25 protein-coding genes and 1 riboswitch are annotated in these 26871 nt (G+C 57.9%); of the genes, 6 read left to right on the top strand and 19 right to left on the bottom strand.

The window, feature by feature from the left end; translation table 11 throughout:
* Positions 1-211 precede the first annotated feature (211 nt).
* Complete coding sequence (locus VAE57_RS08150) at positions 212-2011, bottom strand: histidine kinase N-terminal 7TM domain-containing protein (RefSeq protein WP_322821387.1); 1800 nt, start codon at positions 2009-2011, stop codon at positions 212-214.
* A gap of 168 nt (positions 2012-2179) precedes the next feature.
* Here VAE57_RS08150 and VAE57_RS08145 point away from each other — a divergent pair, with 168 nt between their 5' ends.
* Together VAE57_RS08145 and hppD are read left to right on the top strand one after the other, a co-directional pair.
* On the top strand, positions 2180-2965 hold the full coding sequence (locus VAE57_RS08145; protein WP_322821386.1) for a TrmB family transcriptional regulator: 786 nt from the start codon (positions 2180-2182) through the stop codon (positions 2963-2965).
* Between the two features lie 100 nt (positions 2966-3065).
* Complete coding sequence (gene hppD / locus VAE57_RS08140) at positions 3066-4163, top strand: 4-hydroxyphenylpyruvate dioxygenase (protein WP_322821385.1); 1098 nt, start codon at positions 3066-3068, stop codon at positions 4161-4163.
* 479 nt (positions 4164-4642) lie between these two features.
* On the opposite strand, the gene VAE57_RS08135 is transcribed toward hppD, so the two are convergent.
* Positions 4643-4876 (bottom strand): hypothetical protein, encoded by a 234-nt coding sequence (locus VAE57_RS08135; RefSeq protein WP_322821384.1) that lies wholly within the window; start codon positions 4874-4876, stop codon positions 4643-4645.
* Positions 4877-5047: 171 nt separating this feature from the next.
* Here VAE57_RS08135 and VAE57_RS08130 point away from each other — a divergent pair, with 171 nt between their 5' ends.
* A complete protein-coding gene (locus VAE57_RS08130; protein WP_322821383.1) occupies positions 5048-5377 on the top strand; it encodes a hypothetical protein in 330 nt (109 codons plus the stop codon).
* Here VAE57_RS08130 and VAE57_RS08125 read toward each other — a convergent pair.
* From VAE57_RS08125 to VAE57_RS08095, 7 genes are all read right to left on the bottom strand, one after another.
* Positions 5374-5592, bottom strand: coding sequence for a hypothetical protein (locus VAE57_RS08125; RefSeq protein WP_322821382.1), 219 nt, complete (start codon positions 5590-5592; stop codon positions 5374-5376). The two genes, VAE57_RS08130 and VAE57_RS08125, sit on opposite strands and share 4 nt — an antisense overlap.
* A gap of 4 nt (positions 5593-5596) precedes the next feature.
* Positions 5597-6316 (bottom strand): glycerophosphodiester phosphodiesterase, encoded by a 720-nt coding sequence (locus VAE57_RS08120; RefSeq protein ID WP_322821381.1) that lies wholly within the window; start codon positions 6314-6316, stop codon positions 5597-5599.
* 108 nt (positions 6317-6424) lie between these two features.
* Positions 6425-6703 (bottom strand): hypothetical protein, encoded by a 279-nt coding sequence (locus VAE57_RS08115; RefSeq protein ID WP_322821380.1) that lies wholly within the window; start codon positions 6701-6703, stop codon positions 6425-6427.
* Positions 6704-6972: 269 nt separating this feature from the next.
* A complete protein-coding gene (locus tag VAE57_RS08110) occupies positions 6973-7689 on the bottom strand; it encodes a hypothetical protein (RefSeq protein WP_322821379.1) in 717 nt (238 codons plus the stop codon).
* Positions 7686-8180: an SCO family protein gene (locus tag VAE57_RS08105; protein ID WP_322821378.1), complete on the bottom strand. Its 495-nt coding sequence runs from the start codon at positions 8178-8180 to the stop codon at positions 7686-7688. The genes VAE57_RS08110 and VAE57_RS08105 overlap by 4 nt, the downstream gene beginning before the upstream one ends.
* Positions 8181-8283: 103 nt before the next feature.
* Positions 8284-9687 carry a CAP domain-containing protein gene (locus VAE57_RS08100; protein WP_322821377.1) on the bottom strand — a complete coding sequence of 468 codons (1404 nt, stop codon included), beginning with the start codon at positions 9685-9687 and terminating at the stop codon, positions 8284-8286.
* Entirely contained in the window at positions 9684-10037 is a 354-nt protein-coding gene (locus VAE57_RS08095; RefSeq protein ID WP_322821376.1) for a hypothetical protein, read from the bottom strand. Before VAE57_RS08095 ends, VAE57_RS08100 begins: the two co-directional genes overlap by 4 nt.
* 318 nt (positions 10038-10355) lie before the next feature.
* Positions 10356-10480: riboswitch (FMN riboswitch) on the top strand.
* Positions 10481-10635: 155 nt separating this feature from the next.
* Here VAE57_RS08095 and VAE57_RS08090 point away from each other — a divergent pair.
* The 3 genes from VAE57_RS08090 to VAE57_RS08080 all read left to right on the top strand — a co-directional run bounded on the left by VAE57_RS08090 (position 10636) and on the right by VAE57_RS08080 (position 13466).
* Positions 10636-11442, top strand: a complete 807-nt coding sequence (locus VAE57_RS08090; protein WP_322821375.1) for an ABC transporter permease — start codon at positions 10636-10638, stop codon at positions 11440-11442.
* Between the two features lie 31 nt (positions 11443-11473).
* Entirely contained in the window at positions 11474-12529 is a 1056-nt protein-coding gene (locus tag VAE57_RS08085; protein WP_322821374.1) for an ABC transporter substrate-binding protein, read from the top strand.
* Positions 12530-13274: 745 nt separating this feature from the next.
* Positions 13275-13466 carry a hypothetical protein gene (locus VAE57_RS08080; protein ID WP_322821373.1) on the top strand — a complete coding sequence of 64 codons (192 nt, stop codon included), beginning with the start codon at positions 13275-13277 and terminating at the stop codon, positions 13464-13466.
* A gap of 212 nt (positions 13467-13678) precedes the next feature.
* On the opposite strand, the gene VAE57_RS08075 is transcribed toward VAE57_RS08080, so the two are convergent.
* From VAE57_RS08075 to VAE57_RS08030, 10 genes are all read right to left on the bottom strand, one after another.
* Positions 13679-14311: a TetR/AcrR family transcriptional regulator gene (locus VAE57_RS08075; protein WP_322821372.1), complete on the bottom strand. Its 633-nt coding sequence runs from the start codon at positions 14309-14311 to the stop codon at positions 13679-13681.
* Positions 14312-14340: 29 nt separating this feature from the next.
* Positions 14341-15840, bottom strand: a complete 1500-nt coding sequence (locus VAE57_RS08070) for an HlyD family secretion protein (protein WP_322821371.1) — start codon at positions 15838-15840, stop codon at positions 14341-14343.
* Between the two features lie 13 nt (positions 15841-15853).
* Positions 15854-16537 (bottom strand): ABC transporter ATP-binding protein, encoded by a 684-nt coding sequence (locus tag VAE57_RS08065; protein ID WP_322821370.1) that lies wholly within the window; start codon positions 16535-16537, stop codon positions 15854-15856.
* 28 nt (positions 16538-16565) lie between these two features.
* A complete protein-coding gene (locus tag VAE57_RS08060) occupies positions 16566-18956 on the bottom strand; it encodes an FtsX-like permease family protein (protein WP_322821369.1) in 2391 nt (796 codons plus the stop codon).
* 107 nt (positions 18957-19063) lie between these two features.
* The gene (locus VAE57_RS08055; RefSeq protein WP_322821368.1) at positions 19064-21241 is read right to left on the bottom strand and encodes an ATP-dependent RecD-like DNA helicase; all 2178 of its coding nucleotides are present in this window, start codon (positions 21239-21241) and stop codon (positions 19064-19066) included.
* A gap of 856 nt (positions 21242-22097) precedes the next feature.
* Positions 22098-23078, bottom strand: coding sequence for a D-glycerate dehydrogenase (locus VAE57_RS08050; protein ID WP_322821367.1), 981 nt, complete (start codon positions 23076-23078; stop codon positions 22098-22100).
* Between the two features lie 7 nt (positions 23079-23085).
* The gene (locus VAE57_RS08045) at positions 23086-23784 is read right to left on the bottom strand and encodes a lactate utilization protein (RefSeq protein ID WP_322821366.1); all 699 of its coding nucleotides are present in this window, start codon (positions 23782-23784) and stop codon (positions 23086-23088) included.
* Entirely contained in the window at positions 23781-24245 is a 465-nt protein-coding gene (locus VAE57_RS08040; RefSeq protein ID WP_322821365.1) for a GNAT family N-acetyltransferase, read from the bottom strand. Before VAE57_RS08040 ends, VAE57_RS08045 begins: the two co-directional genes overlap by 4 nt.
* 7 nt (positions 24246-24252) lie before the next feature.
* On the bottom strand, positions 24253-25680 hold the full coding sequence (locus tag VAE57_RS08035; protein WP_322821364.1) for a LutB/LldF family L-lactate oxidation iron-sulfur protein: 1428 nt from the start codon (positions 25678-25680) through the stop codon (positions 24253-24255).
* A gap of 60 nt (positions 25681-25740) precedes the next feature.
* A complete protein-coding gene (locus tag VAE57_RS08030; protein ID WP_322821363.1) occupies positions 25741-26490 on the bottom strand; it encodes a (Fe-S)-binding protein in 750 nt (249 codons plus the stop codon).
* Between the last annotated feature and the right edge of the window lie 381 nt (positions 26491-26871).

The following is a 26871-nucleotide window of genomic DNA, read 5'->3' as shown; positions in this document are numbered from 1 at the left end:
AGCACGACGTTACACGCAACACCGTGTGGTATGTTCGCATGAACGATGTGAGGAGCAGCCAGTTCCTATGGACATACTACGTCACGTCTCACGGTAGCAACCCAGATTCTACCCATCCTCTGTGTCCTCTGTGTCTCTGTGGTGATATAAGGTAGCAACTTGGGTTATACTACCCATCGCACCGGAGCGCATCTGTGTCAGCGACGCATCCTTAGCCCTCCTCTTGTGAAACTTCACATGGTGCAGACGTCACACTTGTGATCGGCAAACGCACGCTAAAGGTCGAACCACGGCCCGGTTCACTCGTGACCGAGATCGCGCCTCCCATCACCTGACACAAGCGCTGGCTGATAGCCAGTCCCAGCCCGGTGCCACCGTAGCGTCTGGTCGGACCACTATCTACCTGCACAAATGGCTTGAACAGGTGCTGAAGCTGCTCGGTAGCAATCCCGATCCCCGTATCGCTGACATCAATCTGAATCTCATCTGTGGTTGAACGGTAGCAGTGAACCCGAATCTCACCCTGCGCGGTAAACTTACAGGCATTACCGACCAGATTCAACAACACCTGACGTAAACGTACCGGATCGGTCAACACCGGTGGCAGGTCTGGTTCCACGGTAACGGTGATAGTATTTTGCCCCTGCTTCGCCAATCCCTGCAACGTCATCACCACCTCATTGATCAGCGAAGCCATGTGAACCGGCTCTGGGTGAATTGTCACGGCATTCGCTTCCAGGCGAGCGTAATCAAGAATATCGTTAATCAGCGTCAACAAATGCCGTCCCGCCGTCATGATCCGGTCAAGGTCGGATGTCAGCGTATGCAGGTCCCGGTTCAACAAATCCTCACGTAAAAACTCACCGTAACCCAAAATAGCCGTCAGTGGTGTCCGCAATTCGTGACTCATCATGGACAGAAAGGCACTCTTCGCCTGGCTGGCTGCTTCAGCCGCATCCTTTGCTTCTTGCAAAGCCTGCGCTGCCCGCTTGAAGAGAGTGATGTCGCGCAACACAAAAATCCGCCCCGCCGGCCTGCCATGACGATCTCGCAACGTGGTACAGCGTAAATCGTAGGTTGTTGTCCCTGTTTCACCGGTATGTTGCACCTCAAACTGATCCTCGTCACGATCACGTACCTGCTCAATCAGCCAGGGCGGTGCAACACGTGCCAACGACTTACCAAGAACATCTGTCGTCACCAACAAAACCGCCTGTGCTGCCGGATTCAGATCAATGATCCGATCATGCGTATCAAGCACAATAATCGCATCAGACATCTGATCAACGATTCGCTCACGCGCCGCCGGCAAAAGGTCAAGTGCGCGGTAGCGCTGCATCGCAACGGTAAACGCTAGACCACTCAGGGCGAACGCGACCGGCGTTGGGTCAACAAAGGGGATCGGACTGAGTCCGGTCACAAAGAGCATACTCGCTGCCCAGGGAAGGAGCGCTCCAACCAACAGGCTGATCGCCTGGGCACGGTAAAGGGATTGACTGCGGATCGCCTGATTGATCATCAACACCGTACCGGCAAACACCATTGTATAGGCGCTCAGAACACTGGCGTACCACAGCGGCCCACGCGGCCCGGTCAGCACCCAAAGACCACCGGCAGTATAGGTCAATTCCACCGTCGGCCACATCAACCGATGCCAGCCATTTGTCCAGGCACCGATCAGAAATCCGCTTTGGAGCAGGATCAAACTGTATACCACGCTACGCGGCAACAGATGAGCGCGATCTGTGTAACACAGTGCAAACAACAGCCACAGTAATGGCACACTCACCACACTGATGTATTGAATATTGCTCAACAGCACCTTACCGGCAGTGGTCGCATTCGACAATTCCAGGACATGACACAGCGACCACCAGATCGTGCTGAACATCATGCCAAGGAAGACCTTTGCCACCGGTAATCGCCGGTATGGCCAGGCCAGACGCATTGCCCCTAGCGCCAGGAGCACCGCAGCAAGTGGCAAGAAGATGTAGGGTGTGAAATACCACATAAGCACAGGTGTTGTTGATGCGATTATTCACGATTATAAACGCAATATACGGCATACCATACCATGACTTGCCAACCAATCCGAAACCATGTATAGTATAATAGACACCACTGATAAGTGGTGACAATAACATACAGATCAATGGTTGATCGCATCCAGGAACAACTGATGGCGTCAGGTCTCAACCGCTACGAAGCGGCCACCTACCTGGCGCTCCTCGAACGGCGGAGCTACACCCCGGCGCAGGTAGCGGTACGTGCCGGCATTCCCCGCCAGCGCATCTACGACGTACTGGCCGCATTGTGTGCGCGTGGCCTCGCCATCGAACGTCACAGCGACGGTCAACGCCACTACGTCGCCATCGATCCGGCCATCGCCCTGCCGGCCCTGATCGAGCAGCGCCGTCGGCAATTCGAGCACGAACAGGCCGCACTGACCGAACACGTCCAAACGCTCCTCACCACCCTGACACCTGCTTATACGGCTGGTCATGAACAGATCGATCCCCTCGATTATGTTGATGTTCTGCTCGACCGCCGGCTCGTCGTCGAGCGCGCCCTGGCCCTGGCGCAGAGTGCTGAACGCGAGATCAGCGTCTGTTTCAAGCTCCCGTTACTGGGTGATCGGGAAAGCAATTTCGCCGAGGTAGCCGAACCACTCCGTCGCGGTGTGCGCTATCGCGCACTCTACGAACGGTCAACCCTGGCAAACCCTGACCTGCGGGCCTGGGTGACGCAGTTTGTTGAATGGGGGCAACAGGCACGGATGGTCGAGACCCTGCCGCTCAAGGTGAATCTCTACGACCGTCGAATCGCCTTGCTCTCGCTCCAGGACCCCGTTACCGGTGCACTGAGTCTCACCGCACTCTGCGTTACCCATCCCAACTTCAGCGTATTCCTGCAGGGTGCGTTCGAGCAACTCTGGAGTGATGCCGAACCGTTCCAGCTCACCTAGGGTTACACGCCACTGAGTGTGATGCGTCCACGCTCAGGGCGTGTCGGGTAACCAAACCAATCCCAGGGTGGACGCATCACCCTGAACGTGGAGGTGCTGTATGTGCTCCGCCGATCCGCTTGAGCTACTTGGTATTGATTATGTCGAGTTTTACGTCAGCAATGCCCGCCAGGCTGCCCATTTCTACCGCACCACACTCGGCCTGCGTCCGGTTGCCTACGCCGGTCTCGAAACCGGAGTGCGCGACCGGGCCAGTTATGTGCTTGAACGGCGCAATGTACGCTTTGTCCTGACTGCCCCCCTCCTACCCGATCACCCGATTGCGCAACATATTGCCCACCACGGCGATGGGGTCAAAGACATTGCGCTGCGCGTCCGTGATGCAGTGACTGCGTATGAAACAGCGGTTGCCCGTGGCGGGATTCCAGTGCAGGCGCCGACCGAATATGTGGACGAACATGGCCGGATTATCAAGGCGACCATTGCCACCTATGGCGACACCGTCCACTCATTCATCGAGCGCGAAAACTACCAGGGAACATTTATGCCCGGCTTCCAGCCGATCACCACACCACTACCGGTACCGGAAACCGGGATTGCCGCCATTGACCACATCGTCGGCAACGTGGAACTAGGGGCAATGAATCGTTGGGTCAACTACTACCGTGATGTGCTCGGCTTCAGCCAGTTGGTACACTTCGACGATCACGACATCAGCACCGAGTACAGTGCCCTCATGTCGAAGGTGATGCAAAACGGTACCGGTCGGATCAAGTTCCCTATCAACGAGCCGGCTGAGGGGCGCCGCAAGAGCCAGATCGAAGAGTTTCTTGAGTACTACGGCGGCACCGGTGTTCAGCACATCGCTCTGGCAACCGGTGACATCTGTGCAACCGTTGATGCTCTGCGGGCTGCCGGTATTCCGTTTATCCACGTACCCGACGCCTACTACGATGATCTCGAAGAGCGGGTTAGCAAAATCGACGAGAGCCGGCAGGCACTCCAGGAGCGAGGAATTCTAGTTGACCGCGACGAAGAGGGGTATCTGCTCCAGATCTTCAGTCAGCCACTTCAGGATCGGCCAACGCTCTTCATCGAGATCATCCAGCGCAAAGGCAGCCGGGGTTTCGGCAAGGGTAATTTCAAGGCGCTCTTCGAGGCCATTGAACGCGAACAGGCCCGGCGTGGCAATTTGTAGTGAATGATGAAGGGGGAGAACACCCTCACCCCTGGCCCCTCTCCCGCGTGCCGCGGGAGAGGGGAGAGCAGCGAGCTGCGCTGCGACTTCCCAACACAGTAGACGTTGTGTTAGCTCCTACATGCTGTACGTCTCTAAACTCGCTGGGGGCGGATGTATTGCTGAGAGCAACCTGCACTGCTCCCCAGCGGGAGAAAAGCGAGGGCCGGGGATGCCCCGCGCCCCATCGACCGATAGACCGGCACCGCCCGGTGGCTGGAAACAATGCACTCCTAACGCGGCAGCATGGCTGCCGCACTCCATATGGCGGGGCAGGGGATAGGGTGAGCGAAACACACCCCACATCACGCTCGACAAGAGCGGGATGCCTCCCTCCTTAACCCCTTTTCTCCATCCGGGCGCCCTCTCCCCTCGTTCCTGTTTCCTTGCCCCTCCCTCCTACTTCCTCTCCTATCTTCTACTTCCTCTCTCCTACCAACCTATTCCTCAACATTCGCATCACGCCGACTGATCTTCGTCCCGCGTGGCACATTGACGACAACCGCTTCCTCTTCATCAGCGGCATGATCGGGTGTAGACGCCGCCGATACCTGAGCATGGTGATGGTCGTCAGCCGGCTTAAACTCACCCAGCAGGCTGGCCCGCCGAATCCGCCGCTCATACTCTCGTTCAACCGCCGCCACCAGACGTTGCCACCACGATTGTTCGGCCATAGCTGCACCTCACTGCAAGAAGAGGGATTTTTCCTCTTACCAAAATGACAGAATATCAGCAAAGATTCAGCAGATTGTTAATTTCGTTTGCTATTCCATGGTAGCACCAATCAGGTACAATAATTTACGGGTAGGCAAATCGTCGAGGGCACCTCGTTGCAGGATATGATGATGATAACAGTTATTCGCTTCTTACGCTTCAATCCGACCGTGCGCCGTGTGCTCGGTATTACGTTTCTGGTGCTGGGCCTGATCGGTTCACTCTTCCCGATCATTCCCGGCTGGCCCGGCTATGTGTTGGCAATTATCTTGTTGGGGCGGCGTGATCGTCTCCTGCGCCGAATCCATCTTGTTGCCCGTTTTGGGCTACGCTGGCTCCGCAAGGCGCCATTGCCGCATATTCGCGGTATCGGGCATTGGTTGTCGCAGCAGTACGTCGAAATCCGCCGCGCTATCGTGCCGCGACTGATTGCCTTCGAGCGCACGATTGATGGTGCTTAGTCACCTTTCAGGCGTTTGCCCAACGCCCACCCCAACATCAGACCGGCACCCAGAATCAGTAAAACAGCAACTCCTACCCCGATCAGGAAATGGTACCAACTCAACGGCCCCCCGGTGATAAGCCAGGCTAGCAGTGCCGGCACACCGATCAGTGCAGCCAGCACCGCCAGCAGTGGCCCTATTCCCCGCACAACGAGCCAGATGCGCCGTTTCAATCGATTATCCTTTACTGAGCACAGCCCGTGCCATAGCCGGCCTGTTGGTAATCAGACCACTCACACCAAGAGCGGCCAGATCACGGAGACGCACCGGGTCGTCTACCGTCCACACATTCACCTTATACCCGACACGTTGGACTTTCGGCAAGATCCAATCGAGGCCGGGCAAGCCGTGGTACGGATGCCAGGCCGTAGCCTCAACCCGCCGCAGCGCCAGAAATGGCCAGAACTCGCGCAGCCGGATATCGGGGCGATACGTGCGAATCCCCATAAGATAGCCACGGGCAATCACCGGATCGGTCGCACGCAATTCATGCAGTGCCTGTTCATAAAATGACGAAACGATCACCTGATCAACCATTCCGAATTCACGCACAAGTTGCACACAACGTGCGGCCATACCGGGCCGCTTTAGCTCAAGATTAAGCGGCATCGCCGCACTTCGTGCCCAATCCAACGTCTCGGCCAGCGTCGGCACCCGCTCGCCGCCAATGTCGAGGTGCCGCAGTTCGGCCAGCGTCAGCCGGGCCACCGGCTCATCCCGACCGTTCCAACGCGCCGTTGTATCGTCGTGAAAGACCACGATCTCGCCATCTACCGTTAATTGCAAGTCCAGCTCGATCATATCAGCCTGTTGGTGGCGGGCCAGTTCAAAGGCGGCCAGCGTGTTCTCCGGAGCATCAGCCGATGCTCCACGATGCGCAATGATCAATGGCGTCATAGAACCTCGTCATAACAATGCCGATAGCGGGGCGCCACTCGCCCCGCTATCAGTATCACCGCGCCACCTTCAGGCGTCAATCTCACTGTTAAGATGCGTTGCCCATGATCAGTCATTCAGATCTGGCTGCGCAATCGCCAGATCGGCTTGCCGGGCTTCTTCGGTTAGCATCGGATGGAGAATACGCTGCATTGCCATGACGTGAGCACAGGTGCCCCACATGCGGAAGAACGAGCAATTGCACGACCATTGCCCATCGTGAAGCGAAATTTCGTGATCACTATTGCCACCGTGAAATGTTGCCCGCAGATCGCTAAACTTGATTCGCTCTGGTTCGGCGGCATAACGCCGAGCCTTTTCGATCTTACCGATTAAGTCCGAGTGCATAGGGAGACCTCCTTCGTCTCGTGCCCGGAAAACATCAAGGGCGGCTACAGGCATCGGCCTGTACCGCCCTATACACCCCTCAACCACGTTGTCACACATGTTTTCATAGCCGGCCTCCTTCATGGGAGTTTTGCCGTTCTTAACACAACCTTATTATACGACCCGCATGACCCTCGCGTCAAGGGATAGGTCAACATTTGCTCGAACCAGATGCCACGGCGCTCTAACGCGATAAAAAGGTAATCTACCCGCACACGGCGAGTTGTGATTCAATAACTTTCACTCCGCATCCGCTCGGCCAGAGCCAGGATGCGCTGACCATATTCCGTACCCGGCACTGCCCATCGTCCATTCAGGTCGGTGATCGTTACTGCTACACCGCGTAGATGGTCAGGTAATGGGCGACGCCAAAGGGCATAGTCGATCAGTTGCTGCTGATAGGATGTGCCAGCACCCGGCGGGAGTGCATAGGCTAACAACCTACCCAAATGGGCCGGGATCGACTCGCCAACCCACGACGCAAAACTTAACCCGGCTCGCCAGCGTTGAATACTCTCGTCCCACGCCCAATCGGGGCCTGGTGGCTGATCGGGCGGTGCTTCGCGGATTTCGCCGGTCACGCCAATACCGGCGGGATTACGGCGTGGTCGTTGACACCACCACGAGGTCAGATGACCGGTTTCATGCGCACATTGCGCAATGGCCAGAAACCAATCAATTTCAGCCGCCTGACCAATCTCGGCGTAGCCATTGACGATGACAGCAACATCGTAGGGAACATAGGCCGTGCTGCGTGGAGCCAGCCAGGCAATCGCCGCTTCTGCGGTACCGCCAGGAGGGCCGAGTAATGTACCCGGCAGTGGCGCACGCATAATCATTGGCAGATAAATCTGTTGCGTTGCCGGCGTTTGCGCACGGACGACCGTCTGGCTGAGAGCAATCACACCTAATGTCAGCAGTGAACGGCGGCTTAAACGATAGTTCATTGAGCTTCTTTGAGCAGATCACGAATGTCTTGCACATACACATTCGCAGCGGTTCCATATTGATAAACGATCCGTAGCCGGCCATTCTGATCGATTAAATAACTCGCCGTACTGTGTTCGACACCGGCGTCGCCATGATCATGATGCTGATGGTCTCCACCATGACGATAGGTCAGACCGTACTCTTTACTGATACGGCGCAGGGTTGCATCATCACCCTGCAAGCCGATAAAACCCTCACCAAAGCCACGCAGGTATGCAGCAAGCACCTCTGGTGTATCGTGTCCCGGATCAACGCTGATCAACACGAAATGCACCTTTTCACCATCAGCACCGAGTTGTTCGCGGGCGCGCCGAAATTCACTGAGCGTGATCGGACAATAGTCGGGACAACGGGTATACCCGAAATAGAGTAACACCGGCTGACCACGCAAATCACTTAGCCGCAGATCATGACCGGTACTGGCCGGCAACTGAAAATCACTCAGCACGGTTGGGGGATCGATGATGGTTGCGGTTGTCGTGCTCGATGTACTGACAGGCGAGCAGGCTGATCATCACTATCCAGCAGATGAGTAGGAACCGCCGCATATATCACCTCACAACAAGCGGTGTATACACTGAAAACAGTTGATCGGCAACCATCAGGCTTACCGGTACCGTCAGCCGAAAGGTTGTACCGGGCGCCGCAAATGTGATGCTGCCCTGGTGGATACCGGTGGTCAGTCCACTTGGATCGACCCACAAACGCAGCACTCCCTGCTCAGCACTACCATCTATCCAGGGATCAGCCGGCATAACCTGCCAGGATGGCTGGGCGCACGGCGTTGAGAGCACGACCGGGGCGGGCGGCGGGCTATCGCGCTGCACCATCAACACCCGTGGCGAAACGGTGATCGGCTGGGCCGGCAGTACAGGAACTTCACTCCACTCGGTAAATGCCTGTCCATCGGTGTAACGCACCCACACACTCTGACCACGGTAGTTGTTGCCGGGAACAGTCAATGTGAGCGGCGACACCAATGGCTGCGGCGCAGTGAAGATAGTCACTGCATCAATGAAGACCTCGGTATTGCCACTGCGCCAGAACTGGAAGGTGAGAAAGTCGGTACCGGTATAGCGAAAGGGGAGCGCGAATTCCTGATACTGACCGGCAGCGGCAAAATCAATTCCGCGCAGCACAAGTGGGCCATACTGCTGATCGCCATCTTCCACTGCGAAGCGCACTACTTCGGAGGGAGAGGTGTTGTCACTGACTTTCAGGCGCACGTAAGCTACCAGAGATCTATCCTTGAACAGGAGTGGCCGGTAATCCCAAACCCACGCCGAACTTTCGCCGGATGTCGGCGCGAGGCGAAACGCACCACCACCCCAGGCCGCCGGATCGGCGACTCGCTCCCCTGCCCCCCAGAGCAGTTGAAATCCTGCGTAGGTTTCATCGACCAGCCAGCCCAAACTGAACTGTACCTGGGTGAAAGAGGGATGACTCAAACCGGCGAGCGTCACTGTCTCTTGTCGATCACTCATCGTATTAGCAAGCTCAGCAACCGGCAGGTTCGCCCCAAGATAGATCGTATCGCTCACCGTCTGCGTATAGCCGACATCATCACGGGTTCGCACATAAACCGTTCGCCAGCCTTCGCCAGCGGGTAGCACATGGCGAAACTCATTGGCGAAGGGTTGCCATTGCGCATCGACAAAGCATGGTTCGTTGGCCACCATCAATGCATTTGCTGGTCTGAGGCCAGCGAAACCAGATTGAGTCTGTCGCTGATAGAGATACAGCGATACCGAAGGGTTCAGCGTTTGCGGGGCTTCGTGCTCGATAATAACCGGAGCATACGTTGAGTCATTCCCGAACATTTGCGCAATGTAGCCTCTCCCATCACTGGTACGACGATAATAGCCTAACCCAATCTCACGATGACCAGCGCTCAGCAAGTTAGCCCGATGGCCAGGACTATTCAACCAGCCATTGATCGCATCCTGCGGCATCATGTAGCCACAATACGCATTTTCAGCACCACTACTGCCCAGATAACCAAACAGTGGTGCCCGTCACTCGGCCACTGGCCGTTGGTATCCTGATGTCCACAATATGGCGCAGACCGATTCTCCACTGAGTCCCAGGCAAACCAGCGCGACGCATAGGTCAGTTGTCGGTTCCAGCGGAGTGGCGGCTGCCCGACCTCACGGCGGGCCAGGTTGCCGTAGTATACCGTCAACGCTTCGTCCAATAGCAACGAAGGGGTTTGCACGGTGGAATCGAAGGCGAGGGCAGTGAAAGTAACACATACCGGGAGCAACAGCAACATACACCAGTGACGTATCATCTTCTGATAGGGCATTCACTTCCTCCTTCACCGTGTTGCCTTTCCCGAAGTGAAGTGTAGCATACGGAAAAGTCCGTCTCAAGCAAACCATCGCGTCGGGGTGGCAGAAGCCAATCATATCCGGTACAGAGAGCGGTTAGTGCAGCAACATGGCTCCCACACACCAAAACGCGCTACACCGAAGACGGTGTTTGGCAGAGCTGCACGCAGGCTGGATGAACGAGCTACCTGCGAATTACAATCAGGTTGCCGATCCATAACGGATTCTACACCGCACCCCTCACGTCTATCCTTGACATCAATCCCCGATTGATGCTATCATCAACAACGACAAACGATCTTCGGGGCAGGGTGAAATTCCCGATCGGTGGTATAGCCCACGAGCGTGTTGAGAGGCACGCATGATCCGGTGCAACTCCGGGGCCGACGGTTACAGTCCGGATGTAAAGAAGATCCAGATATGGGCAAAGACGCAGGTAGCGCACATAGTGCGCACCTTTATGGCGTTACCATTGCTGGCGGGATCATCTCCCGTCGTGCTTCCGTATCTGTACCCCGAAGAGCGTTCGCTCGGCGGGGTTTTTCTATGCCCGCCGCGAAAGGAGTTGGAACGATGCAGCAAACGTTGCCTGTAACAAGGGTCTCGCCGCGGGTCAGATCACTACGACGCTTCGAGTGGCCAGCTCTCGGTTTACCAGTTACCCTGATGCTCCTGCTCGTATTCTGGCAGGCAGGAGTAACATTGAGCGGCTACCCGGCCTTTATTCTGCCTTCACCGGCCCTGGTTGCCGGACGTTTCTGGCAGGCGCTGAATAGTGGTTTGCTCTGGCAGCACACCCTCGCCACCCTGAGCGCGGCTTTAGGCGGGTTCACGCTGGCCCTGATCATCGCGCTTATTCTGGGCTACACCCTGGCGCACATCCGCTGGCTCGAACAGGCCCTGGCCCCGGTGCTGGCTGCAAGTCAGGCGATCCCGGTGGTGGCTGTTGCGCCACTCATTATCCTGTGGTTTGGCGCCGGCCTGACCTCGAAAGTTCTGGTGGCTGCCCTGATCACCTTCCTGCCGATTCTTATCAATACGGTGGTCGCGATTCGCAGTATTCCTCGCGAACTGATCGAGATGGCATACATCAGTGGCGCCAACCGCTGGCAGCTCCTGTCTTACGTCGAAGTCCCGCTGGCGCTACCGGTACTGTTTGGCGGTGTGCGCACCGGACTGGCGCTCGCCACAACCGGTGCCGTAGTCGGTGAGTTTGTCGCTGGGCGGGTTGGCCTAGGAGCGTTGATCAACATTGCTCGCGGGCTGTTCGATACGCCGTTGATCTTTGTTGCCCTGGTAACACTGGCCTTGATCACGTTGACGCTCTACGTGCTGGCCGGTTTGCTTGAAAGACTACTGGTTCGCTGGGACGCATCATAGCGCTTACAAACTTCAATTCAGGAGCACGACAATGATGAAATTCCGTGTACTTACCCTGGGTATCCTGATCATCTTCCTCATCACCGCGTGCGGTGCGCCAACACCGACAACGCCTGCTGCGGCACCGACGACTGCGCCGGCACCTGACGCTCAACCGGCCTTGCAACAAGTCACGCTGGCGATGTCCTACATTCCGAACATTCAGTTCGCGCCCTACTATGTCGCGGCTGCCAAAGGCTATTACGCTGCCGAAGGGATTGAGGTCGTCTTCGATTACAACTTCGAGAATGATGTCCTGCAGCGGGCTGCAACCTGGCCGACCAGCGGCGTTGCGTTTGCCACCACCAGTGGCACCTCGGTGCTGCTGGCTCGCCAGCAAGGGTTACCGGTCAAGACGGTCATGACGCTCTATCAGCGCTTCCCGATTGCCTTCTTCGCCAAGAGCACTGTGCCGCTGGCAAGTGTGAATGACCTGCGCGGGCAGACGATTGGTATTCCTGGCCGTTTTGGCGAGAGTTTTTATGCGCTGCTGGCTGCGCTCTACGCCGGTGGTATGAGTGAAGCCGATGTGACCGTGCAAGAGATCGGCTTCACCCAGACCGCTGCGGTGATGGAAGATAAAGTGCCGGTCGCGATTGGCTACGCGATGAACGAGCCGGTTCAGTTGCGCGGTCAGGGGGTGGAAGTGAATGTTTTACTGGCAGCCGATGTCTTTAACCTGGCCGCCAATGGTATCGCCGTGAGCGAGGCGCTGATCGCACAGAATCCTGAGCTGGTACGGAAATTTGTGCGGGCCAGCTTGCGCGGGCTGGCCGATACGCTGGCCAATCCTGATGAGGCGTTTGATCTGAGCCTGCAATTCATTCCCGAAGCCCAACTGGGCGATCTCGCATTACAACGCCAGGTATTGCAAGAGAGTCTCCCCTTCTGGCAAAATGAATTGACTGCGCAATACGGCCTGGGCTACACCGACGGCCAGCTCTGGACGCGCACCGAGGAGTTTATGCGCGCGGCAGGATTGCTGTCTGCGCCGGTTGATGTGCGACAGGTGTTCACGAATGAGTTTGTACCGGGCGGATCGTACTGATCACGCCCCAAGACCGGCGACGGGTAGGTGAAGGGGACACCTTTGCCTACCCGTTGTGTTTTTTGCGGATAGGCGCTGAGTGAGGGGGTTGCGGTAGGTAGGAGAACGTATCCCAAATACGAATTTATTAAGCTATGCTATCCTGCTACCAGGCTGTTGCACAGGCGAATGAACGCTTGCCGACCGCCAACGACAGCTTACCCTGCTCCTGGCCCGTTGGCAGAGTGCAGCTCCAGTTGAGCCATCACGCGCTGGATGGGTTGCCTTGCCTGCTCGTCATGCACGTGTCGCGACGTTTGGAGTGCGGCAGCCATGCTGCCGCAGCAGCCGTACTCACGATCCAGCGCAGGTCACACCGTTGACTCTACTGGTCGCGAGGATGCGGTTTGTACTCGTCACGATCATAGAGACAGTCAAAATGAATGAGATAGCTTCTGGGAGATGTTTTTTGAAACAGGTTCATGAACAGGGAAGCCGCGGATGACATCTAATCTTGAGTGATACTGTGCACACTGACCGGCACCGAATATACGGTGAGCCGTGACTATCCCGTTTCATTAACGACGATCCGTGGTAATCACTTGCATGATGCTTGATACTCATGGACGGACTCCGTAGAGACGGGTTCTGAACCCGCCCCTACTCGCACGTGGTGTGCCGGACTACATTAAGAGGCCACCACCATCCAGGATACTCGCTATGATTAAGGATACCCCCAGCCGCCGTCCCCACGTTGTTCGTAAACATGATGACGCTTATCGCAGCGCACCGACCGGCGTTTCGCCAGAAGCGGACGTTCCGGCGGGTCGTGGCGTTGCGGTTTGGCAAGCTGGCTGCGTTCGCCGGACATACTGTCACGAAGATTCCCCATAAGATACAGCTCTTCGTTATTACTATTACCATCAGAGGCACCGCTCCCCCACGCCCCGAATCGTGAGCACGCTTGGCACGGCAGCATGGCTGCCGCACGCCATACGAGGGCAATCCGGTCGGGAAGCGGTATTCCTGCCGGTGTGCGGGATGGAATCGCTGTGTCGTTGTGGTGATGTGCTGATGTGCTGCTGAACTACCGTATCATCAGGAGTACCGCTATACCACGCACCGGATCGTGAGCACAGTGAACAAGGAACATCCGCGAAAACGCGCTGTTCAGGAAGAGGGGTTCTGATTCGCTTCCGGTTGCATTGCCCGCAAGAAGAGATCAACCGCTTCGGTTGCCATTGCGTGTGGAGAGATAGCATGCGCTTCAGGCTGGTTGAGTACATATCGCGATAAGAAATAGGCGTAGAGGGGTCCTATCAGGAGACGGACGGCGATTTGGGGATCGGTGCGACGTAATCTGCCCAGCGCCATTTGCCGCTCAAGGTAGGCTGCCAGCAAGTTCATTGCTCGCCCTGGCCCGATCTCGTTGATCACCTGCGCAAGCTGAGGATGGCGCAGCACCTCGCCGATAATGATCTTCCCAATCGCAATAGTCAGCGGTTGATTAATGAGGTAGGCCAGACGACCGGCAAGCTGCGGCAACGCTACCTCCGGCGGAGTGTCATCTAACTCCTTCATTGAGTCAATGAGCTGGATCAAAGGCATGCGCTCGCGCACCACCTGGTAGAGCAGGTCGGTCTTGTCTTTGAAGTAGTGGTAGATCAGACCGGGTGATCCAATCCCGGCTGCACGGGCAATATCACGATTGGTGGCACGCTCAAAGCCCAACTGGGAAAAAGCGCTGAGCGCACCATCAATAATCTGCTGCCGCCGAAGTTCGGCTTCATCACGCGGGGCCATGGTGTCTCTCCGGGCATAGCCACGCAACCTTAGCGATTCGTGTCGGTCAAGGTTACGATTGCTGTCATATTCCAGCGCAAACGCTGATCATACGCCTGTAAATCAACAAGAGCAGTATACACAATTTCACCCAGACGCTCGACACCGTAGGGCTGGATGGCACGTACCCGACCCGGTAACGTTACACCGGGTAAGGCATCAAAGGTGATGGTTACTTCCGCCCCCGGCGTGATCCGGGCTGCATCAATTTCGCTGAGATCGGTAGTTTCGATATGCCATGTACGCAGATCGCCCAGCAGCAGAGCCGGCATGGCAGGTGATGCCAGCTCGCCGGGATGCAGTTCAATGCGCGAGACAACACCCGCAAACGGTGCCCGCAATACCATGTTGGCGAGTTCGAGTCTGGTCTGGGCTAACGCAGCTTCGGCAGCGGTAATGTCGGCCTGGGCGATAGCCAGCTCTTCTTCCCGCGGTGCAGCATTGATTTGGGCAAGCTGAGCCTGGGCCTGGGCGACCTGGGCCTGAGCGACAGCCAGTTGCGCCTGCCGCGGATCACCCCGTAATCGGGCTAGACTGGCTTCGGCAGACGCAATCCGGGCATCAATCGCCGCCAGTTGATCGGCATCGGGTGGGCTGAGGAGCGCAGCCAGCCGCGCCTCTGCTTCACGTAGACGGGCTTGGGCGGCGGCAAGCCCCTCTTTCTCGGCCTGCACTGCCTGTTCGGCGGCCACTCTGGCCTGGGCCAGTGCCACCTCGGCGCTCTGTACGGCGCGTAATGCTGCCGCTTCTGCATCGATTCTGGTCTGGGGAAGTTCATCCTCACCCAGCTTTTGGCGCAGTTCTTCGTTTTCCCAGTAGATTCGGCTGTAATCGGCCTGCCGGTCACGGAGCACATTCGCCGCCTGCTCAACCGCTAGTTGCGCATTCACCTTCGCTGCCGCCAGCGCACTCTGCTGGGCAGCCAGATTCGCTGCCGCCTGATCACGTACCGCCTGCGCCTGCGCAATCAGTTCTGGATCGGCCCCGGCCAGCAGACTGGTTCGTGCGGCCTGGGCTTCGGCGAGTTGGGCTGCAATCGCCTGCTCATCGGCAGGAACAACCGCCAGCGCCACCTGCGTCGCCTGTGCGGCGGCCACCCGCAGAGCGGCTTCCGCAGCCGCTCGTGCTTCGGCAGATGCCCCGGCCAGCAACAGATCATAGCGCGCCTGGGCGCGGGCCAGATTCGCTTCCGCTTGTTGCACGGCAGCGCGCTGAAGCCGATCATCAAGCTGGATCAATGCCTGACCCGCGGTCACTGCCTCGCCTTCGTCAACCAGGATTGCGGTGACGATACCGCTGCGTTCAAAGCGCAGCCATGCCTCTTGCGCTGGCACGACGCGCCCTTCGACACTCAGCGGAGGGAGAACAGGTTCGCCCGTCGGAACCGGCGGCGGAGCCGATTGCGCACCCGGACCATTCGGCCCGAAGATAGCGTATGCGCCACCAGCTATCAAGAGTACGGCAAGGAGCGGAATGATCAACTTGCGCATAACCGCCTCACTTTCAATGCACAATCCGGCCATCTGATACCAGTACCACCCGACCAGCCCGCCGGGCAAGATCGCTGTCGTGCGTAACCATCACAATCGTTGTGCCCTGACCGGCCAGCTCGATGAAGAGCTGAAACACCGCCTCAGCAGTCTGCGAGTCGAGATTACCGGTTGGCTCATCGGCGACTAGGAGCGGTGGATTATTGGCCAGGGCACGGGCAATCGCGACCCGCTGCTGCTGACCACCAGAGAGTGCCATGGGCAATTTATCGGCCTGATCGGCCAGACCAACCCGCTCTAACAAGGCCATAGCCCGCTCGCGCCGTTCGCGCAGTGTACCGATATGGCAAAAGTCCATCGGCAACATCACATTTTCCAGCGTCGTCAGGGTTGGTAACAATTGAAAGAACTGAAACACAATCCCGACCGTGCGCCCACGCCAGCTCGCCATCCGCGATTCCGGCATCTGCATCAGATCGGCACCGGCGACCCGCACCTCGCCACTGCTCGCCCGATCAATGCCGGTGATGATATTGAGCAGCGTTGATTTGCCACTGCCCGACTTACCGACAATCGCAACGAATTCGCCGGGGTCGATGTCCAGATCGATACCACGCAGGGCCAGATAGTCACCGGCAGCCGTGGCGTAGGCTTTGGTTACAGCGGTAAGCGTAATTAATGGCGTCTTCGTCTCCATACCGGCACGCCTTCTCGTGACAACAACGTTATTCGTAAGCCAGCGCCTCACGCACCGACATTCGGGTCGCTGCGCGGGCCGGCAACACACTGGCTATCAGGGCAAAGATCATCACCACCCCCAGCCACATCCAGATTGCCGGGAGTGAATAACTCCAGATCAGGGGAACATTCAGCAGCGCTTTACCGAAATTGTAGGCCAGCGCATAGCTCATTGGGATGGAGAGTAAAACCCCGGCCAGCCACGCCAGCAGCGCCATCGTCAAACTCTCCGTGATTACCAGTTCGCGGATGGCATCGTCATCAGCACCGATGGTGCGCAAAATACCAATCTCGCGGGTACGTTCAAGCACATTGATGCTCAGCGTACCAGTCAACCCCAACACCCCAACCGTGCCGATAATCAAGGCCATGATCGAGATGGCACCGGTTGCCAGATTAAAGCGCTCTTCCAGAATACGCCGCTCATCGCTCATGGTGCGAATCAGACGCAAACGAATATCATACGCTGTCAATAGTTGCTCAATCGCCCTGGCAGCGGCAGCGTGGCTGAGGGGATCATGCCCGATGGTGGCAACTCGCAAGGTATCGGTGCGTCCTACCCCACCATATTCGGTCGTAAAGGCATCGAGATCGACGTAGGCCTGGGCAGGCATGGTTGGTGGTGTAAAAACTTCGATCAAGCCAACCAGACGCCATTGCGATTCGTGACCGTTGATCGAGAGCGTGACCAAATCACCGACTTGTAGATACGGTTCTTTCATCAGGATGTTGGTTGAGAAGACCACTTCGCGCCCCCCTGGCCCGGCCAGCCAGCGCCCTTCGCTCAAGCGGGGACGGAAGAAATCGGTATCCGCTGGCAGCGCCCGCAACGCCAGTTCCTCGCCATCGGTGCCATCGGGACGAACAGGAAAGGCTTGTGCGCGTTGGGTACTCTCCACTCTGGTCGCCGCCGGGATAGCGGCGATCAGCGGCCTGACACGCTCGATCCGGTACGGATGCGCCAGTTGTACTTCAAGATCGTAATTCAGACTCGTCAGGCTTGCTTCGAGCGTGGTGAAGAGCGAGGTACGCTGGGTCATCACTGTAATCAAGACACTGCCACCCAGCGCCAGCGCAATCAGGGTGCGGAACAGCCTGGCCCGTTGCCGAAATGCATTGCGCAGTGCCAGGAGCGTTGGCCGGCGAAGGGAGGTGCCAAAGGCGCGAGTGATCACAGTAACCACCCGCGGTGGTGGTGGCGGTGCTGTTTCACCGCTCAACAACACGCGGACCGGGCGACGCAAAGCACTACGAATCGGCCAGAGTGAGGTCAGTACCGGCACTGCCAGCCCCGCCACAATCTGAAGCAGCAAGATGTCAGCACTCACCAAAGGCCAGGGCAGATCGATATTCAACTGACCGCCTAGAAACGTGGCAAAGCCCTGCGTCGCCAGCAAACCGGTCGGAACTGCCAATACAAGTGCCAGCAGGCCGAACAGGGCTGCGGTTGCCGTGTACATGAGCGCCAGTGTGCGCGGCCCGGCGCCAATGGCAGCCATCACCCCAAGCTGGCGCGTCTGCTGATTGAGAATGGCACTGATCGTGTTGATGCTAAGAAAACTACTGGCAACCAGCGCTAGCAGGCCGACAATGGTCATCAGGACGGTAATCACCGGCAAGAGCGCCTCTGCCGGATGCTGTAACGGTGGTGGCACATAGGTTTGCAACACCGGATGCCCGCTGCGCTCAAGCAGACGTTCAACAGCCTGGGTCATGTCGCGAATTGTCGCCAGATCACGCCGATCACCGTTGACCACCAGGTACAACTGGTTGTATCCAGCCGGGCCACCCAGCCAGCGCAGCGTCTCTTCGTTCATGTAGATAAACGACTGCGCCGTCAAAACGGCCAGCGGCGTACTCAGATCGTGGATCGTACCGGCAATCGGCATTGTCCGTTCACCAATTCCCGGCAGTTCAACAACCACCTCTGCGTCAATGGTGGCACCGATGCGGGATAGCGAAGCACGCTCAAAGAGCAGCGCCTGATCAGGCGGTGGCCATGATCCGGCCTGGGGACGGACAATGCCAATCCGGCGCTGACCATCATCGGGCAAGACGGTGATCAGGGCGTCTTCCCAACGCCCGGCACCGATCTGGATTCGAGCCGGTACTACTCGCCGACCTTCGGCTATCGCCACACCGGGCAAACGAGCAACGGCTGCGACCAGATCGTCATCGAAGGTAGTTGTGGTAATAATCGCACTCGCCGGGTCGATAGCCAGAAAACTCCGCCGCAACTCGCGCTCGATGACTGTGCGCGTGGTGAGAATGACGCCGAAGGCGAAGACGCCTACCGCAATGGAAAGGACGACCAGCATGGTGCGGGTGGGGGTTGCCCGCAGGTCGCGCCAGATTTTGTGCCAACGAGGACTGATCATAGGCCCTTCTCACTTGATCGAATTGTAAGGAGTATATCACATATTGATTGATCGGTCAATCAAAAAAGATAACGATGTACCGGTGTTTTGCGTCACGGCCAGAGGAGTCAGGTTCTACCTAGCCGAAGGTTCAGGCCGGTGTAGCGGCGTTCAACATTGGCCGCGGCAATGGCCACCTCAACCGCTCGCCGATCACCAACGATCACGACAAGCTGGCGCGCACGGGTCACTGCGGTATAGAGTAGATTACGTTGCAGCAGTGGCTGATGGGACAGCAGAAGTGGAAGGACAACAACCGGATATTCACTTCCCTGGCTTTTGTGGACGCTGAGTGCGTAAGCGAGTGCGAGATCATCGAGATCGAGACCGTTGTAACGGATGGTTCGACCATCCTCGAAGCGCACTATAACCGTTGGCCCGGAGGGATCAACCGCGACAATCTCACCAACATCACCGTTGTAGACATCCCGATCATAATCGTTCCGTTGCTGGATGACGCGATCTCCTACCCGAAAGATGGTTGCCCCGCTGTGGTATTCGGCGACACCGGGGCGCGGTGGGTTCAGCGCTGCTTGCAACGCTGCATTGAGGGCCGCAACTCCGGCCACCCCTTTGTGGGTCGGACTGAGCACCTGAATATCACGACGAGGATCAAACCCAAACCGGCGTGGGATGCGTTCTACCACCAGCTCTACGGTCAGCGCTGCACACCGTTCGGGCGTTGCGGCTGCGAAGAAGTAGAAATCATCGTGCTCACCCCATGCGGGAAGGTGTCCTTCGTTGATCCGTCGTGCATTGGCGGCAATCCCACTGCCGGCGGCCTGGCGAAAGATTGCATCGAGATGCACCCGCGGCACAACACCACTCTCGATCACATCACCAAGCACGCGGCCAGGACCAACACTCGGCAATTGATCGGCATCACCCACGATGACCAGATGCGCACCGGCTGGGATCGCCTTCAGGAGCTGATTGGCCAGCACAATATCGAGCATACTGGCTTCATCGATCACCAGGAGATCACATTCGAGGGGATAGTCGGCGTTGCGGCGAAATGTTCCATCAGGGCCATATTCAAGCAGACGGTGAATGGTACGCGCTTCCAGGCCGGTCGCCTCGCTCAAGCGCCGGGCTGCCCGTCCGGTCGGTGCTGCCAGCAGCGGGCGGTAGCCTCTAGCCCGCAAGAGCATGACCAGGGCACGCAAACTGGTGGTTTTGCCGGTCCCCGGCCCACCGGTAAGCAACATAATCGGTGTGGTCAGCGCCGTCTGTACCGCACGGCGCTGTTGATCGCTGAGATTGATCCCACGCCGTTCGGCAAGATGGGCAAACACGAGATTCCAGCGGCTAGGGGCATAGCGCACAGCCAGGGGCGAACGTTGCTGAAGCAGGCGGCGAATGGCGTTGGCCACTCCAATCTCGGCAAACGCCAGCGGCGGCAGGTAGATCGGGTAACGATCAGGGTCGGGGTCGGCCACAATTGGATCACGCCAAAGCTGGTTGGTCGCCACCATCTGCGTAAACACATCCGCCACCGCAGAAGTCGTCACCGTAAGGAGACTGGCGGCGCGTCTGATCAGTTCACCGGCGGGCAGGTAACAATGCCCTTCGTCGGAAGCCTGTGCCAGCGTATAACGCAGCCCGGCAGCGATCCGCTGCGGATCATCGCGGGCAATGCCGAGACCGGCGGCAATGGCGTCAGCGGTACGAAAGCCAACACCATCAACTTCATCGGCCAGACGGTACGGTTCCTGTTGCACCACTCGCAAAGCGTCATCGCCGTAATGCCGGTAGATACGAACGGCAACCCCGTTAGGCAGACCCAGGTCCTGGAGGAGTAACATCAGGTCTTTGATACGCTGCTGCGCCCGCCATGCCTCGGCGATTAGCACGGCCTTCTTCCGCCCCAGACCGGGTACTTCGCTTAGGCGTTCCGGTTCGCGATCCAGCACCTCTAGGGTGTATGTGCCGAAGGTTTCAGTGATCCGTTTGGCGAGCACCGGCCCAACACCCTTGATCAAGCCGCTACCCAGATAGCGGCGAATACCGTCAACCGTGGCCGGCAGACGGCTGCGGTAGCGCTGGACGTGAAACTGCCGGCCATGGTTTGGGTGATCACGCCATTCACCTTCGAGACTGAGCTGTTCACCGGGCTGTACGCCCGGCAGGTTGCCGACAATTGTCACCGTGTGGCGTTTACCAACCGGACGAAGTTGGGCCACAGTGTAGCCATCGTTGTCACTCTGAAAGGTGATCCGTTCGAGGGTGCCGTCAAGCTGCTGCATAGATGTATCGCTTGTTTGAAGTGCGGTTCAGGTCGGCAAACGACTCTCTGCCCGCACGTCCGGTGTCAATGATGTCTGGCATTCCACCATTATAGCGAAGCTGCCTGAGATGATGTCAGACACGCCCTCACCCCCGCCCCCTCTCCCGCCGTGCGGGAGAGGGGAGCGCAGAAGCCTGCCTGGGGCGTTCTGATCGTGTCGTCCTCCCAGCCCCGCAAGGGCTTCCACGACGTGAGGTAGGGTTTTGACCCGCTGGCTCGCCGGCCCTCACCCCCGGCCCCTCTCCCACGCTGCGGGAGAGGGGAGTTTAGCTGTATTATCTTTCTGATAAGACATCTGGCAGAATCGGCCAGACCAGCCACCTATTTCCCTGACATTGCCCCTGAACGATGCCCCGCTGCCCAGTAGGGGCGACGCATGCGTCGCCCCTACGACGCTGACACCCAGCCACGAGCGGCTCGCCATTGGCCCATTCCGGTAACGCTTCTGCACAAGGATGCCACCCGAACCATGCACATTGTTGCGCACGATTCGGTATGCGACGGTAGACATTCTATATTCCGTCTGTCTTTGCAGGGCTTGGGGGGGAAGGCCCTCACCCCCGGCCCCGCTCCCGCACTGCGGGAGCGGGGAGCGCAGCGAACGACGTTGGGCCTTTCTGAGGCAATCTCAGAAACGTTGGGTTGGTGCTGATATTCTGTTCGTCTACGTATGCACTGGGGGCGGGAGACTCCTCCCCCCGCTTGGGGGAGGTTGGGAGGGGGTGTCTCCCTCGCCTCGCTCATAGTGAGAGCGGCGCAACATCAAGGTGAACTCGAACTGGCGTGCCCTGATTTTTGTTACACCAAATGCACGATCACTCAGGACGCACAATATTCGGTGTTGGGTGCCCGTACAATACCGCAACCAGGTTTTCGGCGGCCAGTGTTGCCATGCGCAATCGCGTAGTCACCGTAGCACTGCCGACATGGGGGGTCAACACCACGTTGGGGACGGTAAGCAGTAGATGGTCTGGGCCAATTGGCTCACGTTCAAAGACATCAAGCCCGGCGGCCCATGGCCTGCCGGCGCGTAACGCAGCCACCAGTTCATCTTCACGCACCAGCGGCCCACGCGCCACATTGACGAAGATAGCGGTTGGCTTCATGCGGGCAAACTGCGCGGCCCCGAACATCCCCCGTGTCTCGACAGTGAGCGGTGCCGTTACCACGACTACATCACTCTCGGTCAGCAGATCGTCCAGCGTGCGGTACTCCGCCCCGATCTCGGCTTCAAGTACCGGATTACGCCGACGATTATGATAGCGCAACTGCATCGCAAACCCGCGCCCGCGCCGCAGCACCGCCTGCCCGATCCGTCCGGCGCCAACCACACCCAACACCCGGCCATAGATATCCTGGCCGACCATCTGAAGCGGATACCAGGGACCCCATTCTCCCCGTTCGATCATCTTCTGGCCTTCAACAACCCGCCGCGCCGCGGCCAGTAGCAACGCCCAGGCCAGATCGGCGGTTGTCTCGGTCAACACATCGGGCGTGTTGGTGAGCGTAATCCCTCGTGCGGCCAGCGCAGCCCGGTCGATATTGTCGTAGCCGACCGCCATAATCGACACCGCCCGCAAGTGCGGAGCGGCAGCCACAACCTCGCTATCAATCCGATCAGTAATCAGGCAAAGCAGCCCTTCAACCGTGGCAATACCCTGCAACAATTCACCGCGAGGGATCGGAGTTTCCACCTGATCCCACAGCGATACGGTACAGTGTTCGTGAAGAATAGCCATCGCCGGCTCAGGCAGCCGCCGGGTAACAAAGACACGAGGTTTGGCTGTACGCTCCATTGATTGATCACCCTTTACCGACCAGAATGGCGTGAACCTGGGGTGGCCCGTGAATGCCCAGCGAGAGAGTCATCTCAATGTCGGCGGTACGCGACGGGCCGGTAATGAAGGTCAGGTTGCTGGTAGGGCCAAAAATCTCATCACCATAGCGCTGTGCCAGCAAGGCCAGCGCTTCACCGAGACCGCGTACCAGTTGGTATTCAAACACTATCGCGATATGGCAGGGGGCGAGCAACGATGCCAGCCGGGGCCGACCAGGGCCGTGACGGAGCAACATTGTCCCGCTCTCGGCAATCGCCAGCTCGACTCCGGAAAGACAGACCGGTACCGGCTCCAGCTCTTGCAGGCGCGACTGCCGGGCATCGCCCCGGATGTTCGTGACGGCGGGTACCACACCACGTGCGCTCAGTAATGCCGATAAACCGGGCAGACCGATCTGGTCGAGGTCCCAGCCAATCACCTGGTCAGCCTGAGTCTCTCCCAGTAACCGCTCGATGATTTCCAGCGCATCTTCAGCGGTAGCGACCCGGTAGGCTCTTCCCTCAAGCCTGGTTAGCTCAGTGACAAACTGTTCGGCCAGATCATCTTGTGGCGGCAAGACGAACGGTGGCGGTTCATGTGGCACACGAGTGGCTTCGGCCAGAAGCTGTGGCCGGTTCGCATGCAAACTGGTGCGAATATTGGCAAGAATCTGATCTCGGCTCATGCCTGTGCTCCAATCGGACGTTCGTAAAACAACGACAGCGGATCATCGGTGTACGGGCCAAAGGGGCCAATCCGGTAAAAACCGGCCTTTTCGTAACACCGGATAGCTGCATCTTGCAAAATACCGGTCTCAAGCCGGAGCAGGCGGCACTGGCGTTCCGCTGCAAAGCTGATTAGATGATCGATCAGCCGACCGGCCAGTCCCATCCCCCGAAAAGCCGGTCGCACATACATCCGTTTCAGTTCGCCGTAATCCGGGTAGAACTGAATCCCCCCACACCCGGCGGCTTCACCGTTAACCCGCACGACGAAAAAGGCAACGCCTGCGGCGATCAACTGCTCAACGCTATACCCGTGCTGGCTTTCTGGCGGGTAGAGGGGTTCCAGCTCCGCTTCCAGTTCACCGATCAGAGCCAGGGCATCGCTGCAATCAGGTCGCTCGGCCTGAATGGAGATCTCCATACGCATATCAGGCTTGTTCCTCATTCCGGCGCTGCTTCTGGCGTTCGGCCCACAATTCACGAAACGTTTTCGGTGGAGGTGCGGGAAAATCGCGTTGCTGCGTCCACAAGTGCAAGGGGGGTGGCAAACGACGAAAACGACCTTTCCGCGCCAGAATCCGGCTAAAGAAACGCGCCGCCTTGCCGCTAGCACGATACAGCGCCGGATGGGTCATCGTCAGGGTGTAGCCACTCATCGCTGCTTTTTCAATCGGATGCGCCTTCCCCGCCTTCACAGCATCGGCCCGATGGCGAAGCAGCATATCAGGAATAGCGATCCGCACCGGACAAACCTCCTGGCACGCCCCACAGAGCGAGCTAGCCTGTGGCAACAGATAGGCGTCGGGAAGATCGGGTTGCAGCAGCGGCGTCAGAATGGCCCCAATCGGGCCGGAGTAGACCCCACCGTAGGCGTGACCGCCAATCGCCTGGTAAACCGGGCAGGCGTTGAGGCAGGCGCCACAGCGAATACAGAGCAGCGACTCGGCGTATTGACCACCCAAAATCCGCGAGCGACCATTGTCGAGCAAGACCAGGTGAAACTCTTCAGGGCCATCCTCTTCACCGGGACGAGCCGGGCCGCTGATCAAACTGGTATAGACACTCAACTTCTGGCCGGTTGCCGAGCGCGCCAGTACCTGCAACATCACCCCTAGATCGGCGAGACGGGCAACAATGCGCTCGATACCCATAATCGCCACGTGAATCCGGGGCACCGTCGTCGAGAGGCGTGCATTCCCCTCGTTCTCGACAATCACAATCGCACCACTATCGGCCACACCAAAATTGACCCCGCTGATCCCCATATCGGCCCGCAAAAAGCGCTGGCGCAACGTCTGGCGGGCAGTGCGGATCATCGGCGGTACTTCGGTTGTCGGCTGCATGCCGAGATGCTGCACAAACAGCTCACTGACCTGCTCGCGCGTCTTGTGAATGGCAGGAGCAATAATATGCGACGGTGTCTCACCAGCCAGTTGGATGATATACTCACCCAGATCGGTCTCGACGACCTCAAAACCAGCGTGCTCCAGCGCCTCGTTAAGATGAATCTCTTCCGAGGCCATTGATTTCGACTTAACAATACTCTTTACCCCACGCGCACGCGCCAGATCGATGATATAGCGACGAGCTTCTTCACCATCAGCGGCCCAGCACACATACCCACCCCGCGCTTCAACATTGGCCGCCAGTTGCAGCAGCAATTCATCAAGATGGGCGAGCGCATGCGCACGGATCGCCCGCGCCTGATCGCGCAGCCGGTCAGCATCACTCAACGAGCCAATTGCGCCGGCACGATTACCGATAAAGCGTGTTGTAGCGCGAGTCAATGCTGTCCGTAACGACTCATCGTGCAGCGCATGATCAACGCGATCATAGAAAGCAATGGTTTGTACCATACGATCTTCTCTCAGGCACACCAGCGATCAACAACGATCAGAGATCACCTCGACCCGTCGTCATCCCTGGCGTGCATCAACCATATTCGCCAGAACCTCTGCCAGATGGCGGGCACGAATAGGACTCTGTCGCCGGGAAAGCCCACCCGCAATCTGGGTCATACACGACACATCACCGGTAACGAGCACATTGGCCTGAGTAGACTGAATTGCTTCCAGCTTGCGTTCGAGCATCGCGGTCGAAATACTGGCCTGCTTCAGAGCGAACAGCCCACCAAACCCGCAACACTGATCACAACCGGGCAGCGGAACCACCTCAGCCCCTTCCACCTGGCTCAGCAACGTCCGCGCTTGCGTGCCCAGACCCAAAAAACGCAAGCCGTGGCAGGCGTCGTGGTACGTTAGCCGGCCTGGAAAGCGGGCGCCAACATCGGTCACACCCAGCACATCGACCAGATATTCACTCAACTCATACGTGCGGTGAGCCAGTTCATCGGCAGCAGCAGCAAACGGTGTATGGGCAAACAATTCGTGGTAGAGATGGCGGATCATCGCCGCACACGATCCCGACGGCAAGACCACATCGCCTTTACCGCGCAATACTTCGAGCGTGCGCCCGGCAACCGCATACGCATCATCACGGAAACCGGCATTAAACGCCATCTGCCCACAGCAAAGCAGGTCATCCGGTACCTCAACCGTTACCCCCTGCTGTTCCAGTAAACTGGCCGCAGCCAGTCCAACAGTTGGGTACAGTTGATCAACGATACATGTGGCAAAAAACGTCACTCGACGGCGGCCGACAGTCACGGTCTCGTCTCCTCTGAAGCTGAAAGAGCATTGATACCGGTATTATAACCCAATTTGCCACCTATACAGTGAACAAGCCACGGAGGCTGACTGCCAGAATGAACAGCACGGCGTTGCACGCAACACTGTATCGCGTAAACGCACGAACGATATGGGGAGCATCCCAGTGCCTTATGGACGTGCTACGTCAAGCCTCACCGAAGCAGCCCGACGTATCCACATCCTCTGTGTTCTCCGTGTCTCTGTGGTGATAAAGGTTGCAACTCGGATAAACGTTCTACCCTTACCCCACCCTAACGTTATGGTATAATGTATGTAGCATCGTCGCGCTCAGGTTGAACCTGAGCGTTTTTTGCGCCACCTAACGGCCAACAGTAACGG

Origin of the sequence: Chloroflexus sp., assembly GCF_034434295.1 — a bacterium.
GTDB lineage: Bacteria > Chloroflexota > Chloroflexia > Chloroflexales > Chloroflexaceae > Chloroflexus.
Note: the sequence above shows the minus strand (reverse complement) of the source record. Positions and strands in the feature narration are given on the sequence as shown.

Bases quoted from the DNA above. Each gene is read 5' to 3' on its own strand.
- VAE57_RS08060 (WP_322821369.1), bottom strand. From the start codon at position 18,956: ATGATCAGTCCTCGTTGGCACAAAATCTGGCGCGACCTGCGGGCAACC.
- VAE57_RS08120 (WP_322821381.1), bottom strand. From the start codon at position 6,316: ATGACGCCATTGATCATTGCGCATCGTGGAGCATCGGCTGATGCTCCG.
- VAE57_RS08085 (WP_322821374.1), top strand. From the start codon at position 11,474: ATGATGAAATTCCGTGTACTTACCCTGGGTATCCTGATCATCTTCCTC.
- VAE57_RS08045 (WP_322821366.1), bottom strand. From the start codon at position 23,784: ATGAGCCGAGATCAGATTCTTGCCAATATTCGCACCAGTTTGCATGCG.
- VAE57_RS08095 (WP_322821376.1), bottom strand. From the start codon at position 10,037: ATGCCCTATCAGAAGATGATACGTCACTGGTGTATGTTGCTGTTGCTC.
- VAE57_RS08080 (WP_322821373.1), top strand. From the start codon at position 13,275: ATGATGACGCTTATCGCAGCGCACCGACCGGCGTTTCGCCAGAAGCGG.
- VAE57_RS08055 (WP_322821368.1), bottom strand. From the start codon at position 21,241: ATGCAGCAGCTTGACGGCACCCTCGAACGGATCACCTTTCAGAGTGAC.
- VAE57_RS08115 (WP_322821380.1), bottom strand. From the start codon at position 6,703: ATGCACTCGGACTTAATCGGTAAGATCGAAAAGGCTCGGCGTTATGCC.
- VAE57_RS08145 (WP_322821386.1), top strand. From the start codon at position 2,180: ATGGCGTCAGGTCTCAACCGCTACGAAGCGGCCACCTACCTGGCGCTC.
- VAE57_RS08075 (WP_322821372.1), bottom strand. From the start codon at position 14,311: ATGGCCCCGCGTGATGAAGCCGAACTTCGGCGGCAGCAGATTATTGAT.
- VAE57_RS08135 (WP_322821384.1), bottom strand. From the start codon at position 4,876: ATGGCCGAACAATCGTGGTGGCAACGTCTGGTGGCGGCGGTTGAACGA.
- VAE57_RS08110 (WP_322821379.1), bottom strand. From the start codon at position 7,689: ATGAACTATCGTTTAAGCCGCCGTTCACTGCTGACATTAGGTGTGATT.
- hppD (WP_322821385.1), top strand. From the start codon at position 3,066: ATGTGCTCCGCCGATCCGCTTGAGCTACTTGGTATTGATTATGTCGAG.
- VAE57_RS08050 (WP_322821367.1), bottom strand. From the start codon at position 23,078: ATGGAGCGTACAGCCAAACCTCGTGTCTTTGTTACCCGGCGGCTGCCT.
- VAE57_RS08035 (WP_322821364.1), bottom strand. From the start codon at position 25,680: ATGGTACAAACCATTGCTTTCTATGATCGCGTTGATCATGCGCTGCAC.
- VAE57_RS08100 (WP_322821377.1), bottom strand. From the start codon at position 9,687: ATGATGCCGCAGGATGCGATCAATGGCTGGTTGAATAGTCCTGGCCAT.
- VAE57_RS08065 (WP_322821370.1), bottom strand. From the start codon at position 16,537: ATGGAGACGAAGACGCCATTAATTACGCTTACCGCTGTAACCAAAGCC.
- VAE57_RS08040 (WP_322821365.1), bottom strand. From the start codon at position 24,245: ATGGAGATCTCCATTCAGGCCGAGCGACCTGATTGCAGCGATGCCCTG.
- VAE57_RS08130 (WP_322821383.1), top strand. From the start codon at position 5,048: ATGATAACAGTTATTCGCTTCTTACGCTTCAATCCGACCGTGCGCCGT.
- VAE57_RS08070 (WP_322821371.1), bottom strand. From the start codon at position 15,840: ATGCGCAAGTTGATCATTCCGCTCCTTGCCGTACTCTTGATAGCTGGT.
- VAE57_RS08090 (WP_322821375.1), top strand. From the start codon at position 10,636: ATGCAGCAAACGTTGCCTGTAACAAGGGTCTCGCCGCGGGTCAGATCA.
- VAE57_RS08150 (WP_322821387.1), bottom strand. From the start codon at position 2,011: ATGTGGTATTTCACACCCTACATCTTCTTGCCACTTGCTGCGGTGCTC.